This is a genomic window from Microbacterium wangyouchuni (assembly GCF_054072595.1).
Window position 1 is genome coordinate 14,701 of record NZ_JBSVRM010000003.1, and the last position, 12,123, is coordinate 26,823.

Consider the following 12,123-nt stretch of genomic DNA (forward strand, 5'->3'; position numbering starts at 1 on the left):
CGTATGCACGGCTCAGGGCGCGAGTAGCGCGAGCGCGGGGACGATGTTCTCGTTCCACACGTCGAAACCGAGCTTCCCGATGAGCACGACTACGACGATGAGGAAGACCACGCGGATGAAGGTCGTCCCGCGCGCGATCGCCATCCGCGAGCCCAGGTAGCTGCCGGCGACGTTCGCGACGGCGAGGATGCCGCCCAGCAGCCACAGCACTGCCCCGTGCGGGATGAACAGCAGCAGTGCCCCAGCGTTCGTTGCGAGGTTGACGATCTTCGCTTTAGCGCTGGACTGCAAGAAGTCGTATCCCATGAGCGCCACGAGCGTGATGACGAGGAACGTGCCGGTTCCGGGACCGATCATCCCGTCGTAGAACCCGATCACCAGCCCGGCGGTCCCCGCCATGATGTGGTGCTTGCGACCGGAGAAGCGCAGCTTGGTCGCCGCTCCCAACTCGGGCCGGAACACCGTGAAGATCACCACGGCGAGCAGGGCGACGATGATGATCGGTTTGAATGCGGCTGGTGGCAGCACGGTGGCCACCGCCGCTCCCCCGAGTGAGCCCGCCAGCGCAATCCCGGCCATGGGCAGAGCGGTGCGGATGTCTGGTTTCGCACGCCGATAATACGTAACACTGCTGGTGGCGGTGCCGAAGACAGACGCGAGCTTGTTCGTCGCAAGCGCCTGCACCGGCGCGATGCCGGGGATGAGTAGCAACGCGGGCAGTTGCAGCAGCCCGCCACCGCCGACCACCGCATCGATCCAGCCGGCCGCGAACGCCGCGAAGACGACGAACACCAGCATCCCCCAGGTGAGCTGTTCCAGCCCGAGCAGCTCACCGATCTCCATCAGATCAGAATACGTCCGCACGCACGTGCTGCCGCACGCGGCGACGCACGGGTGGTGGCAGACTGGCGGCATGCTCGATGCTCTTCCCCTACCGCACGCATTCGACTGCGCCGCAGGCCGGGCGACTCTGCGACGCGCATCGCCGCAGGACGCCGACGCTCTGATCGAGTTGCTCGCAGACGATGCGATCAGCGCTTCGCGTGGAGATGTCGCATCCGACGCTGACCGCCTCGCCTATACGAGCGCGCTCGCGGAGATCCTCGCGGACCCCTCGAATGACCTTCTCGTCGTCGACGTGGACGGGAGCGTGGTCGGCACACTGCAGCTCACGTCGATTCCCGGGATGACACGCCGCGGATCGCGCCGGCTGCTGGTCGAGGCTGTGCGGGTGCGCAGCACGCTTCGCTCATCGGGCATCGGATCCGCCGTCATGCGCTGGGTATCGGATGCCGCCGCCCCTGCCCTGGGGGCTGCGATGGTTCAACTCACCTCGGACGCTGCCCGGACCGATGCGCACCGGTTCTATGAGCGGCTCGGATACGCCGGCTCGCACATCGGCTTCAAGTACCCCGTCACTCACTGAGCGACTTGTACACCGTCGCTCGCTGAAAGACTTACAGAACCCGCGACAGGAAGTCCTGTGTGCGCGGATGCTGCGGATTCGCGAGCACCTCGTGCGGATCGCCCTCTTCGAGGATCACTCCGCCGTCCATGAAGATCAGGCGTGAGCCGACTTCTCGTGCAAAGCCCATCTCATGAGTGACGACGAGCATCGTCATCCCCTCATCAGCCAGCGTGCGCATCACCTGCAGCACCTCGCCGACGAGTTCAGGATCAAGTGCCGAGGTCGGCTCGTCGAAGAGCATCATGTCGGGGTTCATGCACAGCGCCCGCGCAATCGCGACGCGTTGCTGCTGACCGCCCGAGAGATGGCCAGGGTATGCGTCCGCCTTCTCAGACAGTCCCACCCGTTCGAGCATCGCGTGAGCGACTTTCTCAGCCTCGACCTTAGATCGCCGAAGAACGCGCCGCTGGGTGATGGTGAGATTTCCGAGCACGCTCAGGTGCGGGAACAGGTTGAAGCTCTGAAACACCATGCCGATGCGCGTGCGCACCCGATCGATGTCAGTTTCGGGGTCGATGATATCGATGCCCTCGATGAAGATCTTCCCCTCCGTGGGCTCTTCGAGAAGGTTCACCGAGCGCAGCAGCGTTGATTTACCCGACCCCGAGGGCCCGATCACACAGACAACCTCCCCAGCAGAGACCGTCAGGTCGATGCCTTTGAGAACCTCGTTGTCACCAAAACTCTTGCGCAGCTGCTGCACTTCGATCGCCGGCGCGTGAATATCAATCAAATCTGTGCTCATCGCTGCTTCGCCATCCTTCGCTCGAGCCACGCAACCGCCCGGGTCAGCGGAATGGTCACCGCCAGGTACAACAGCGCTGCCATGATCAACGGCGTTGAGTTCGCCTCCGAGGACAGCCCGTCACGAGCGAACGTGGTGAGTTCCCTCGTCGCTAGGGTCGAGCCCACGACGAACAGGAGAGACGTGTCTTTCAGCAACAGCACGAACTCGTTCGTCATCGGCGGGATGATGATGCGGAAGCCCTGCGGAAGGATGATCCAGAACATCGTCTTCAGCGGTGACATTCCCAGCGACCGCGAGGCCTCCATCTGGCCCTTCGGAACTGCCTGGATCCCCGCGCGCACGACCTCTGCGATATACGCGGACGACACCAGAATCAGGCCCAGAAGACCCGAGACGATCGCGCCTCCTGGCATTTTGAATCCCAGACCGATCGGCAGGCCGTAGGCGATGATGAACAGCGTCAGGATCGCTGGCATCCCGCGGAAGAGCTCAATCCACGCCGTAGCGAACCAGCGATAGGGGGCGACGCTCGACAGCTTCATCACGGCGAAAGCCACGCCGAGAAGAGTTCCTCCGACGAATGCGATCAGGGTGAACAGCACCGTGTTTCGCAGGGCGATCACGATGATGTTCGGGAACTGCTTGATCGCGACTTCGACGTTAAAGAAGACCGTGCCGATCTTCACCCAGTCGGTCGCCAAGGCGACAGCGACGACGGCCGCGATGAAAATCGCGTACATCGTGAACCGATAAAGCTTCGCGCGAGTCGTGCGCCTCATTGCCATTGTTCGCGGGCGCCGCGGGTCAGTTCGCCGCGAAGTAAGAGTCGTAGATCGTCTGGTAGGTTCCGTCGTCCTTCAACTCCTGCAACGCAGTGTTGACGGCCTCGATCAATGCGTCGCGCTCCCCCTTGGCGAACGCCCAGCCGTACTGCTCCTGAGTGTCATACTCTTCGACGATCGTGTACGTCGAGTCGGCCTTCTCATGCTCGATGTTCACCGGCTGGTCCTGCAGAATCGCGTCGATATTGCCGGCCTGCAACGCCGGCCACAGCTCACCGTCGGAGGGGTAGGAGACGACTTCGGCTCCGGTGGCGTTCTCGTTCGTGTAGGCCTCACCTGTGGTGCCCTGCTGGACACCGACGGTCTTGCCGTCCAGATCAGCGATGCTCTTAATACTGGAGTCAGCGCGCACCAGCAACGACTGCAGTGAGTCATAGTACGGGTCCGCGAAATCAATGTTCGCCTTGCGTTCCTCGGTGATCGTCATTGCCGATGCGCCGACGTCACACTGTCCGGCGGCGAGGGTCGTACCCGACTGCAACGCGTCGAAGCCGACATCCTGGACGGCCAGCTTCAGGTCGAGCTTCTCAGCGACAGCGCCGAGCAGATCGATGTCAAAGCCCGAGTAGCCCGTCTCAGTGCTGGAGTCCTCGAACTCGAACGGCGGGTACGGGATGTCTGAGCAGACAGTGAGCTCGCCGGCAGAGATGAGGCCGTAGTCGTCTCCGCTGGATTCGGGAGCCGCTTCTCCTCCCGGGGTGTCGGAACCACCGGCGCACCCAGAAAGGGCAAGAGTGGCGGTCGCCGCGAGGGCGAGACCGAAGATGAGATTACGGCGTCGGGACATTACCGCTCCAGAGTGACGGGGCAACGATGCCCTCGGACGGGTATGCAGATCATCCTGACACGCAGCGACGAAGAAATCCCGTTCAGACGGTTACGTTTGCGTTGCACTCCTGCACACGCGGGCGGTGTCGGCTGCTCAAACCTCGAAATCGACGGCCACGCGAGAGGAGACGACCGAGCGAATGTAAACCGCGGCCTCTTCGTGGGCCGGGTGCACAACGTACTGCTCCAGCGCCTCAACAGAATCGAAATCTGCAACCAGGGTGACGTCCCAGTTCGCTTCTGGATAGATCGAGTTCGCTCCAGCCGAAATCGACCGCAACTGCGGAACGACGCCGCCCAGAGCGTTCAGCCGCCGCGCGACTTCGGCTGCCTGAGCACCGCGCTCAGCAGCATCCTCGCTGGCAAGCTTCCAAGTGACCACGTGGCGAATCATTGCGTCTCCAGTCTTTGGCGCAGCAGCTCGGGCGAGACCCGCCACTGCGCATGAAATTCATCGTTGATGAGAACGACGGGGATCTTTTCCCACCACAGCTCATACAGCGCAGCATCCTCATCGATTGATTTCTCGACGATCTCGATGCGGTCGCCGACTTCATCGGGAAGATCCGCCACGACGGTCTCAACGATCTCTCGTGCTGTGGGGCACAGATGACAGCCGGGCCTGCCGATGATGGTGACGGTGGTCACGCCGAGGGTACTTCGACCGGGTGGCCGGCAGCAATCCACTCACCGGTGCCGCCATCGACGTTGGTGGCGTCGTAACCGCGTGGCTCGAGCGCTTCCACCACGCGACCGGAGCGACCACCGGCCTGGCAGATGACGTCGAACGCCTCGGCAGGCAGCTCGTCGAGCCGGTCGCCAATCTGCGACATCGGGATGTTCACCGCTCCGGGCACGTGCCCGGCCGCGAACTCATCTTCCTCGCGCACATCGATAAGCGGAGTGTTCTCGCGTGCAGCAAGTTCGGCGATGGTGATCGATTTCATGACTCTCCTCAGAACGCGGTTGCATACACAAAACGCCCGTCCGAAGACAGGCGCTCGTGTCTTGCCGCGTTTACTTCTTGTTGCGGCGCTGGTGGCGAGTCTTACGAAGCAGCTTGCGGTGCTTCTTCTTCGCCATGCGCTTGCGGCGCTTCTTGATGACAGAACCCACGGAAACCTCACTAAGTCAGTGGCTGGGCGTCAAAAAATTCGGACGCCCGAGTACGGGCACGGTAAATGCCTCGGATCATTCTAGCAAACCACGACCGGTGCAAAGTGCACATTGTCGAGACTTGATCCGAAGCGGTCAGCCAACCTCAGAGATCGGGCGCTGGAGAGCGTCGGCAACAGCCGATTCGGGCACGCGATAGCTGCGACCAAATCGAATCGCCGGCAACTCGCCGGAGTGCACCAGTCGATAGACGGTCATCTTCGACACACGCATGAGCTCTGCGACCTCTGCGACGGTCAAGAATCGGACATCTGGAACTTCGGGCATCCCCATTACCCCTTTCTCTGCCCCGATCCTATGGGGAATGCGGGACGCATGTAAACCCATGTGGTGATTGTGACCTATGTGACCACTGTGCAATCACCGAGGACGCACCGTCGTGGATGCAGGCCCCGTTCGGGACTGCCGGAGTGATCAGGCCCCGAGCCGCTTCAACGCCGTGGTCACCACGTGCCTCGCTGATGCTGCGGCGCGGCCGACAACCTCGGCCGCGTGCGATGCGCCGTCCGGAAGCGGAGTGAACGAAAAATCGATGTCTGGCGCGTCATCGCCGAAGGCATCCATCAAAAAGGGCACGAGCCAGTCGTCGACGACTTCGAGCGGACCGACATCGATGCTGTAGAACCGACGCTGCCCGTCTTCGCGGACACTCACCAGCTGCGCCTCGCGCAGCACCTTGAGGTGCTTCGACACGGTCGGCTGACTGATGCCCAGCTCGCTAACGATCTGCGAGACGCTCGTGCCGGCATCTTCCTCGGTCGAGCGACGCAGAAGCAGCTGAAGGATGTCGCGCCTTGTGCCGTCTGCGATCACGTCGAAGATGTCGGTCATGAGATCAGGCTAGCCGTCCCGGGCCCGGAGTACCATGTCGAAGGCGCTTCAGCGATCCTCGTAGAAGCCTGAGATGAAGCGCAGGGAGGGACACCGATGTCGAGCGCCTGGGCATCTCCGTCGTCGCAGGGGAAGATCCGCGACGCGTGGCACTTCATGCGACGAATCGTGACGTCATCCCCTTCGCGTTTCGCGATCGCCATCTTCGCCACGCTGATCCTCGTGTTCACCGCACTGTTCTCACTGCCGATCGCTTCGGCATCCGGAACGGTCACGCCGCTCAGCGATGCTCTGTTCACCGCGGTATCCACGATCTGCGTCACCGGACTCGCGACAGTCGACATGGCGACACACTGGTCACCATTCGGACACGTGCTGGTCTTCCTGGGCGTGAACATCGGCGGAATGGGTGTGCTCACGCTGGCTTCCGTGCTGGGCTTGGTGATCTCCAAGAAGCTCGGCCTGCGGGCCAAGCTTCTCGCCGCAGGTGACAGCAACCCGCTACGTGCACATGGTGGTCCGGTCAATGAGGGCCAGACTGTGCGCCTCGGTGAAGTCGGACAGCTACTGAAGACAGTCGCCTTGTCGCTGCTCATCATCGAGCTCGTCGTGGCTGTTCTGCTCTACCCCGGGCTGGTGATGGCCGGAATCCCCCCGCTCGCGGCGCTGTGGGAGGCCCCCTACTACGCGGCGATGTCGTTCACAAACACCGGTTTCACCCCAAATACGGGCGGCGTGCTGGAGTTTGCCGACGACTACTTCGTGCTCTCCGTGCTCATGGTGAGCGTCTTCCTCGGCAGCATCGGCTTCCCTGTGATCTACACGCTCGCCAAGCACCACTGGCACGTCAAGCGCTGGTCACTGCACGCGAAACTCACCCTCATCACCACCACAATCCTGTTCGTCGCGGGCGCCGGGGTCTTCCTCGTGCTGGAATACGACAACGCGCTGACATTCGGATCAATGGATGCCGGAAACACCACATTCCAGGCGTTCTTCCTCTCGGCTATGACCCGTTCTGGCGGCTTCAGCGTCATCGACATCGGCGATCTCAACGGCTCTTCACTGGTTGCGGGATCCATGTTGATGTTCGTCGGCGGCGGCTCAGCATCCACCGCAGGCGGCATCAAGGTGACCACGCTCGCAGTCCTCGCCATTGCGGTGTGGTCAGAGGCGCGCGGACGCCAGTCCGTCGAGGCATTCGGCCGCCGCATCCCGAGCGATGTGCAGCGTGTCGCACTCAGCGTCGTCGCGTGGGGCGCCACGATCGTCGCCCTGTCGACGATCGTGATCGCCCAGATAACCAAAGCACCCATCGCCGAGGTGCTCTTCGATGTGATCTCTGCGTTCGGAACCGTCGGGCTCTCCACGGGGCTGACCGCACAGCTGCCGGATTCGGCGTCATACGTCATGGCAGCCACGATCTTCATGGGGCGCATTGGTACAGTGACTCTCGCCGCGGCAGTCGCCGCGACATCGCGTTCGCAGCTTTATTCGCTGCCCGTGGAAAGGCCGATCGTTGGTTGAAGTCCTCCGGGGCGACGCCCCCGTACTCGTGATCGGCCTCGGTCGGTTCGGCGCCGCATGTGCTGGCGAGCTCGACCGTCTGGACCGCGACGTGCTAGCGATGGACGAAAGCCTCGAGCTCGTTCAGAAATGGTCCGACCGAGTCACGCACACGGTGCAGGGCGATGCCCGCAACCTCGATGCGCTCAAGCAGATCGGCGCCCAGGACTTCCAGGTCGCCGTCGTCGCGGTCGGTTCGCTCATCGAGGCATCCGTCCTCATCACAGCCAACCTTGTCGATCTCAAGGTGCCGCAGATCTGGGCCAAGGCCGTCTCGCAGTCGCACGGCAAGATCCTCGCCCGTGTCGGCGCCAACCACGTCATCTACCCGGAACGCGAGGCCGGCGAACGCGTGGCGCACCTGGTCAGCGGACGGATGCTGGACTTCATCCGCTTCGACGATGACTTCGTGCTCGCCAAGATGTACCCGCCGAAGTTCATCCGCGGCGTGGGACTGAACGAGTCCGGCGTCCGGTCCAAGTACCGCGTCACCGTCGTCGGAGTCAAGAGCCCGGGCAAGCCTTTCCGCTACGCGGAGGCGACGACCGTGGTCACCAACCACGACCTCATCATCGTTTCCGGCACCAACAGCGATATCGAACGCTTCGCCGCTCTCGACCGCTGAGCAACTGGCCATGTCGACCACCAAAAATCTCCTTCTTGACGGTATCTCCGCGCGGGTGATCGAGACGTCACGACTGCGCGTGAACATCCTCGAGCGCACGGCCGATGCCCCCTCCACTCCCCCGCTGCGCACGGTCGTCTTCGTGCACGGAAACGTTTCATCGGCCCTGTTCTGGCAGGAGACGATGCTGAGCCTTCCTGCGGATGTGCGGTCGATCGCCGTGGATCTGCGCGGTTTCGGTGGCAGCGAGGCGCTGCCGGTGGATGCGACGCGCGGCCTCAGCGATTTCAGCGATGACGTGTATGCCACGTTGCAGGAGATCGGCGTGCCCTCGGCACACCTGGTCGGATGGTCGATGGGCGGCGGCGTCGTGATGCAGTACGCACTCGACTACCCGGTGCTCAGTCTGACGCTTCAGGCTCCGGTCTCGCCCTATGGCTTCGGCGGAACGCGCCTGGATGGATCGCGACTGACTGATGATGATGCCGGTTGCGGAGGTGGCGGCGGCAATCCGGACTTCATCGACCGTCTGCGCGCTGGCGACACCTCTGCTGATGCGCCAACATCGCCGCGCAACGTGTTCCGCGCTAGCTACGTCGCCCCCGGGCACATCGCCGAACACGAGGACATCTGGGTGGCCGCAATGAATTCGACCTCGACGGAACCCGGAAACTACCCAGGCAACAGCGTCACAAGCACGAGTTGGCCCGGTTTCGGCGCGGGCGGCACCGGTGTGCTGAACACGATGGCGCCAGGGAACTTCAACGTCTCGCGCCTGATCGAGCTGGCCGAGAAGCCGCCGATCCTCTGGGTGCACGGAACCGCTGACGCCATCGTGTCGGATGCGTCATTGTTCGATCTGAACCACCTCGGCGCCATCGGCGCGATCCCGGGCTGGCCCGGAGCAGATGTTGCTCCCGCCCAGCAGATGGTGTCGCAGACGAGAGCGGTGCTCGACGCCTACGCCGCCGCGGGCGGCGAGGTCGATGAGGTCGTCTGGGAAGGTGTCGGACACTCTCCGCACCTCGAGCGTCCAGAGAATTTCCGCGCGGCGCTGCTGCGCGTCATGCGGCATCCCCGCGGCTGAGCGCGCTCAGTTCCCGGCGGCCATCTCCCGCGCACGGGCCAGCGCAGCATCGGTCGCGCTGGCGAAAAGCTCGTCGAGGTGCGCGTCCTGAAGCACGGCGATGGCCCGCTCCGTGGTGCCCTTCGGGCTAGTCACACGACGCCGCAGCTCGGCGGGGTTCTCACCGGATGCCGCCAGCAGCGCGGTCGCTCCGATGAATGTCTGCTCGGCCATCAGACGCGCATCTGCCTCTTCGAAGCCCTTTCCGATCGCTGCCTTCGTCAGCTCTTCGATCAGGAGGAACACATACGCCGGCCCAGAACCGGAGATCGTGGAGAGCGCATCGATGCGCTCTTCTGGCACCTCGATGACCGCGCCCACAAGCTCGAACAGGCGGCGCACCACCGCGAGATCATCAGCGGATGCAGCCGCGCTGGCCGCGAGGCCGGTCACACCCTTGCCCACGGTCGAGGGCGTGTTCGGCATCGACCGGATCACGCTGACGTCCGGCCCGAGGTACTCGGCGAAGGTCGCCAGGGTGACGCCGGCGGCAAGGCTCACGACAATGGCATCCTCGCGCAGAGCCGGCGCGATCTCGCGCAGCAGATCGGGCACCATCGCAGGCTTCACACCCACAAGGATGATGCGGGCCGACGCCACGGCATCCACGTTGCCGGTCGGGTGCTCCTCCAACGCGACCGCCGTGACATTCTCGAGCTCGGCGAGAGCCGCGGCCTTCTCAGCCGTGCGGTTGGTGGCGATGATCCCGCCGTCGACACCGAGGCCGGAGGCGACGACGCCGTGCAGGATGGCGCCTCCCATCGATCCGGCACCGAGGAACGCGAGAGACGGGAGCGATTCAGCCATGCGGCCATCCTATTAGCGGCATCCGCCGCCAGGTCCTGGGCATCCTGAGCGGCGGGAACTAGAATCACCGTCATGAGTGCATCTGCGAGCAAACACGACGTGGACCTGATCATCGATGCCATCATCGGATGCCCCGACATCGAGAAGCTCATCAGCCTGAAGACATTCATCGTTGCGCCCGGTGAGTTGCTTGTCGCCGCGAAGATCGCTTTCCCGGCGGAGAAGACCGTGCGGGAGTTGGCCGATCACATCGAAGTGATCGAGCAGCAGATCCGCGACACCGTTCCCACGGCACGCGCCATCTACATCCAGCCCGACATCTACCGTCCAGCGATCGACCCCGAGCCGTCGACAGACGTGTTCGTTCTGAAGTCCGCGGACTGACGTCCGCGACGAGCGCGTCGAGCACGACGCCCGCGACGACAGACTCAGCGGCGCTGCTCGAAGAATTCGCGCAGCAGTGCGGTTGCGGCATCCGTCTGCATACCGGCGACAACCTCCGCACGGTAGGGCAGGCGGCGATCACGCAGAACGTCGTACATCGACCCGGCGGCCCCTGCTTTGTCGTCCCACGCCCCGAACACCACCCGCCCGATCCGGGACTGCAGGATCGCGCCAGCACACATCACACACGGCTCCAGCGTGACGACGAGGGTGTGCGCTTCGAGGTTCCATGATCCGGTGGATGCCGCGGCCTGCCGCAGCGCCACGATCTCAGCGTGCCCGGTGGGGTCGTGCGTTTCTTCGCGGTTGTTGCGCCCTTCACCAACCACCTGACCTTCGGCATTCAACACCACCGCACCAACCGGGACTTCGCCGGCTGCAGCAGCCTCAGCGGCGAGCGCGAGGGCACGCTGCATCGCACGGTCATCGGAGCGGGTCATGCGTCGAGTTTAGTTCTCGGTCGTGTCGGCATCCCCCTCAGGGCGGATGCCGAAGATCAGCCACCGGGCTGATCCGCTCATCCGCTGGCGTCGGCAAGATTGAAGACATGGAAAACTTCGCATACATCGCCACCATCTCCGCCGGTCCGCTGCTCGTCGCCGTGATCACCACTCTGAACGCTAAGAAGACAAACGCTATGTGGCGTGAGCGCCGTAAGGCCCGTATCGCCGCTCGTGCAGCGTCCAAAGCCTGATCTGTGCATTCAGAGTCGTGTCGCAGGCGTACAGCGCATTACCCTGTAACCATGCGTGTTCACGTCGCCGACCACCCTCTCATCACCCACAAGATCTCGGTGCTGCGCGATGTGCGCACCCCGTCGCCTGTTTTTCGGCAGCTGACGGAGGAGCTTGTGACGTTGCTCGCCTATGAGGCGACGCGCAATGTCAAGGTGAGTCCTGTCGAGATCACCACGCCCGTCACCACCACGATGGGTGTGAAGATCTCGGAGCCGCGCCCGATCGTCGTGCCGATTCTGCGCGCCGGGCTCGGGATGCTGGAGGGCCTAGTGAAGCTGCTGCCCACCGCGGAGGTCGGCTTCCTCGGGATGATCCGCGACGAGACGACGTTCGAGCCGACGACCTACACCGAGCGCCTTCCCGATGACCTCAGCGATCGGCAGTGCTTCGCTATCGATCCGATGCTCGCCACCGGCGGTTCGCTGGGGGCCGCCATTGAGTTCCTCTTCCAGCGCGGTGCGCAGGATGTCACGGCGATCTGCCTGCTGGGCACGCCCGAGGGCGTTGCCGCGATCGAGAAGATCGTCGGCGACCGCGACGTGACGCTCGTGCTGGGAGCACTCGACGAGGGCCTCAACGAAAAGGGCTACATCGTGCCGGGCCTCGGCGACGCCGGCGACCGCCTGTACGGCACGGCCTGAGCGCGACCGGGAACACGACCTAAGCGCGACCTAAGCACGACCTAAGCACGACCGGGCGACAGCGCTCCGGCGATCAGCGCAGCGCCCATACTCCGAGTTCATTGCCGCTCGGGTCAGCGAAGTGCAGCCGTCGCCCGCCGGGGAACTCGTACGGTTCTTGCACGATGCGACCGCCCGCCTGAGCGATCGCGCGCGCCGTGGCATCGAGGTCGTCTGAATACAAGAGCACGAACGGTCCGCCGCTCGCCCGAGACTCGGATGCGACGAGCAGACCGCCCACTTCT

Annotated in this window: 20 protein-coding genes; 7 read left to right on the forward strand and 13 right to left on the reverse strand. The window is 63.7% G+C overall.

The window, feature by feature from the left end; genetic code table 11:
• Positions 1-12 precede the first annotated feature (12 nt).
• Complete coding sequence (locus tag ACW5CM_RS05180; RefSeq protein WP_457124368.1) at positions 13-843, reverse strand: sulfite exporter TauE/SafE family protein; 831 nt, start codon at positions 841-843, stop codon at positions 13-15.
• A gap of 70 nt (positions 844-913) precedes the next feature.
• On the opposite strand from ACW5CM_RS05180, the gene ACW5CM_RS05185 reads away from it, so the two are divergent.
• Positions 914-1,426, forward strand: a complete 513-nt coding sequence (locus ACW5CM_RS05185; RefSeq protein WP_438255546.1) for a GNAT family N-acetyltransferase — start codon at positions 914-916, stop codon at positions 1,424-1,426.
• Between the two features lie 31 nt (positions 1,427-1,457).
• Here ACW5CM_RS05185 and ACW5CM_RS05190 read toward each other — a convergent pair whose 3' ends face one another.
• The 9 genes from ACW5CM_RS05190 to ACW5CM_RS05230 form a co-directional block, all read right to left on the reverse strand.
• On the reverse strand, positions 1,458-2,213 hold the full coding sequence (locus ACW5CM_RS05190; protein ID WP_439256181.1) for an amino acid ABC transporter ATP-binding protein: 756 nt from the start codon (positions 2,211-2,213) through the stop codon (positions 1,458-1,460).
• A complete protein-coding gene (locus ACW5CM_RS05195) occupies positions 2,210-2,995 on the reverse strand; it encodes an amino acid ABC transporter permease (protein ID WP_438255548.1) in 786 nt (261 codons plus the stop codon). The genes ACW5CM_RS05190 and ACW5CM_RS05195 overlap by 4 nt, the downstream gene beginning before the upstream one ends.
• A 25-nt stretch (positions 2,996-3,020) precedes the next feature.
• Complete coding sequence (locus tag ACW5CM_RS05200; RefSeq protein ID WP_438255549.1) at positions 3,021-3,845, reverse strand: basic amino acid ABC transporter substrate-binding protein; 825 nt, start codon at positions 3,843-3,845, stop codon at positions 3,021-3,023.
• A 135-nt stretch (positions 3,846-3,980) separates the two neighbouring features.
• Positions 3,981-4,268, reverse strand: coding sequence for a Dabb family protein (locus ACW5CM_RS05205; RefSeq protein WP_457124369.1), 288 nt, complete (start codon positions 4,266-4,268; stop codon positions 3,981-3,983).
• A gap of 8 nt (positions 4,269-4,276) precedes the next feature.
• Positions 4,277-4,534: a glutaredoxin family protein gene (locus tag ACW5CM_RS05210; protein WP_457124370.1), complete on the reverse strand. Its 258-nt coding sequence runs from the start codon at positions 4,532-4,534 to the stop codon at positions 4,277-4,279.
• The gene (locus ACW5CM_RS05215) at positions 4,531-4,833 is read right to left on the reverse strand and encodes a rhodanese-like domain-containing protein (protein ID WP_457124371.1); all 303 of its coding nucleotides are present in this window, start codon (positions 4,831-4,833) and stop codon (positions 4,531-4,533) included. Before ACW5CM_RS05215 ends, ACW5CM_RS05210 begins: the two co-directional genes overlap by 4 nt.
• A gap of 70 nt (positions 4,834-4,903) precedes the next feature.
• The gene (locus ACW5CM_RS05220) at positions 4,904-5,002 is read right to left on the reverse strand and encodes a 30S ribosomal protein bS22 (RefSeq protein ID WP_003792170.1); all 99 of its coding nucleotides are present in this window, start codon (positions 5,000-5,002) and stop codon (positions 4,904-4,906) included.
• 135 nt (positions 5,003-5,137) lie between these two features.
• The gene (locus ACW5CM_RS05225) at positions 5,138-5,329 is read right to left on the reverse strand and encodes a helix-turn-helix domain-containing protein (protein WP_438255553.1); all 192 of its coding nucleotides are present in this window, start codon (positions 5,327-5,329) and stop codon (positions 5,138-5,140) included.
• A gap of 147 nt (positions 5,330-5,476) precedes the next feature.
• Positions 5,477-5,893 carry an ArsR/SmtB family transcription factor gene (locus tag ACW5CM_RS05230; RefSeq protein WP_438255554.1) on the reverse strand — a complete coding sequence of 139 codons (417 nt, stop codon included), beginning with the start codon at positions 5,891-5,893 and terminating at the stop codon, positions 5,477-5,479.
• Positions 5,894-5,989: 96 nt separating this feature from the next.
• On the opposite strand from ACW5CM_RS05230, the gene ACW5CM_RS05235 reads away from it, so the two are divergent.
• The 3 genes from ACW5CM_RS05235 to ACW5CM_RS05245 are packed head-to-tail and all read left to right on the forward strand — an operon-like array spanning position 5,990 to position 9,171.
• Positions 5,990-7,420 (forward strand): TrkH family potassium uptake protein, encoded by a 1,431-nt coding sequence (locus tag ACW5CM_RS05235; RefSeq protein WP_438255555.1) that lies wholly within the window; start codon positions 5,990-5,992, stop codon positions 7,418-7,420.
• A complete protein-coding gene (locus ACW5CM_RS05240) occupies positions 7,413-8,084 on the forward strand; it encodes a potassium channel family protein (protein WP_457124372.1) in 672 nt (223 codons plus the stop codon). The genes ACW5CM_RS05235 and ACW5CM_RS05240 overlap by 8 nt, the downstream gene beginning before the upstream one ends.
• A gap of 10 nt (positions 8,085-8,094) precedes the next feature.
• Positions 8,095-9,171, forward strand: coding sequence for an alpha/beta hydrolase (locus tag ACW5CM_RS05245; RefSeq protein ID WP_457124373.1), 1,077 nt, complete (start codon positions 8,095-8,097; stop codon positions 9,169-9,171).
• A 6-nt stretch (positions 9,172-9,177) separates the two neighbouring features.
• Here the strand turns inward: ACW5CM_RS05245 and proC are convergent, their stop codons facing one another.
• Entirely contained in the window at positions 9,178-10,017 is an 840-nt protein-coding gene (proC, locus tag ACW5CM_RS05250) for a pyrroline-5-carboxylate reductase (protein WP_457124374.1), read from the reverse strand.
• 72 nt (positions 10,018-10,089) lie between these two features.
• Here proC and ACW5CM_RS05255 point away from each other — a divergent pair, with 72 nt between their 5' ends.
• Positions 10,090-10,401, forward strand: a complete 312-nt coding sequence (locus tag ACW5CM_RS05255; RefSeq protein ID WP_438255559.1) for a cation diffusion facilitator family transporter — start codon at positions 10,090-10,092, stop codon at positions 10,399-10,401.
• Positions 10,402-10,445: 44 nt separating this feature from the next.
• On the opposite strand, the gene tadA is transcribed toward ACW5CM_RS05255, so the two are convergent.
• Positions 10,446-10,901 carry a tRNA adenosine(34) deaminase TadA gene (gene tadA / locus ACW5CM_RS05260; RefSeq protein ID WP_457124375.1) on the reverse strand — a complete coding sequence of 152 codons (456 nt, stop codon included), beginning with the start codon at positions 10,899-10,901 and terminating at the stop codon, positions 10,446-10,448.
• Positions 10,902-11,008: 107 nt separating this feature from the next.
• Here tadA and ACW5CM_RS05265 point away from each other — a divergent pair, with 107 nt between their 5' ends.
• Positions 11,009-11,155, forward strand: coding sequence for a hypothetical protein (locus ACW5CM_RS05265; RefSeq protein ID WP_457124376.1), 147 nt, complete (start codon positions 11,009-11,011; stop codon positions 11,153-11,155).
• Positions 11,156-11,206: 51 nt separating this feature from the next.
• Complete coding sequence (upp, locus tag ACW5CM_RS05270) at positions 11,207-11,839, forward strand: uracil phosphoribosyltransferase (protein ID WP_438255562.1); 633 nt, start codon at positions 11,207-11,209, stop codon at positions 11,837-11,839.
• 73 nt (positions 11,840-11,912) lie between these two features.
• Here the strand turns inward: upp and ACW5CM_RS05275 are convergent, their stop codons facing one another.
• Positions 11,913-12,119, reverse strand: coding sequence for a VOC family protein (locus ACW5CM_RS05275; RefSeq protein ID WP_438255563.1), 207 nt, complete (start codon positions 12,117-12,119; stop codon positions 11,913-11,915).
• Positions 12,120-12,123 lie beyond the last annotated feature (4 nt).

What these genes read in the sequence shown, in the direction of transcription:
- ACW5CM_RS05215 (WP_457124371.1), bottom strand. Translation starts at nt 4,833, where the DNA reads ATGAAATCGATCACCATCGCCGAACTTGCTGCACGCGAGAACACTCCG.
- ACW5CM_RS05195 (WP_438255548.1), bottom strand. Translation starts at nt 2,995, where the DNA reads ATGAGGCGCACGACTCGCGCGAAGCTTTATCGGTTCACGATGTACGCG.
- ACW5CM_RS05255 (WP_438255559.1), top strand. Translation starts at nt 10,090, where the DNA reads ATGAGTGCATCTGCGAGCAAACACGACGTGGACCTGATCATCGATGCC.
- upp (WP_438255562.1), top strand. Translation starts at nt 11,207, where the DNA reads ATGCGTGTTCACGTCGCCGACCACCCTCTCATCACCCACAAGATCTCG.
- ACW5CM_RS05190 (WP_439256181.1), bottom strand. Translation starts at nt 2,213, where the DNA reads ATGAGCACAGATTTGATTGATATTCACGCGCCGGCGATCGAAGTGCAG.
- ACW5CM_RS05225 (WP_438255553.1), bottom strand. Translation starts at nt 5,329, where the DNA reads ATGCCCGAAGTTCCAGATGTCCGATTCTTGACCGTCGCAGAGGTCGCA.
- ACW5CM_RS05200 (WP_438255549.1), bottom strand. Translation starts at nt 3,845, where the DNA reads ATGTCCCGACGCCGTAATCTCATCTTCGGTCTCGCCCTCGCGGCGACC.
- ACW5CM_RS05180 (WP_457124368.1), bottom strand. Translation starts at nt 843, where the DNA reads ATGGAGATCGGTGAGCTGCTCGGGCTGGAACAGCTCACCTGGGGGATG.
- proC (WP_457124374.1), bottom strand. Translation starts at nt 10,017, where the DNA reads ATGGCTGAATCGCTCCCGTCTCTCGCGTTCCTCGGTGCCGGATCGATG.
- ACW5CM_RS05230 (WP_438255554.1), bottom strand. Translation starts at nt 5,893, where the DNA reads ATGACCGACATCTTCGACGTGATCGCAGACGGCACAAGGCGCGACATC.
- tadA (WP_457124375.1), bottom strand. Translation starts at nt 10,901, where the DNA reads ATGACCCGCTCCGATGACCGTGCGATGCAGCGTGCCCTCGCGCTCGCC.
- ACW5CM_RS05185 (WP_438255546.1), top strand. Translation starts at nt 914, where the DNA reads ATGCTCGATGCTCTTCCCCTACCGCACGCATTCGACTGCGCCGCAGGC.
- ACW5CM_RS05245 (WP_457124373.1), top strand. Translation starts at nt 8,095, where the DNA reads ATGTCGACCACCAAAAATCTCCTTCTTGACGGTATCTCCGCGCGGGTG.
- ACW5CM_RS05235 (WP_438255555.1), top strand. Translation starts at nt 5,990, where the DNA reads ATGTCGAGCGCCTGGGCATCTCCGTCGTCGCAGGGGAAGATCCGCGAC.
- ACW5CM_RS05265 (WP_457124376.1), top strand. Translation starts at nt 11,009, where the DNA reads ATGGAAAACTTCGCATACATCGCCACCATCTCCGCCGGTCCGCTGCTC.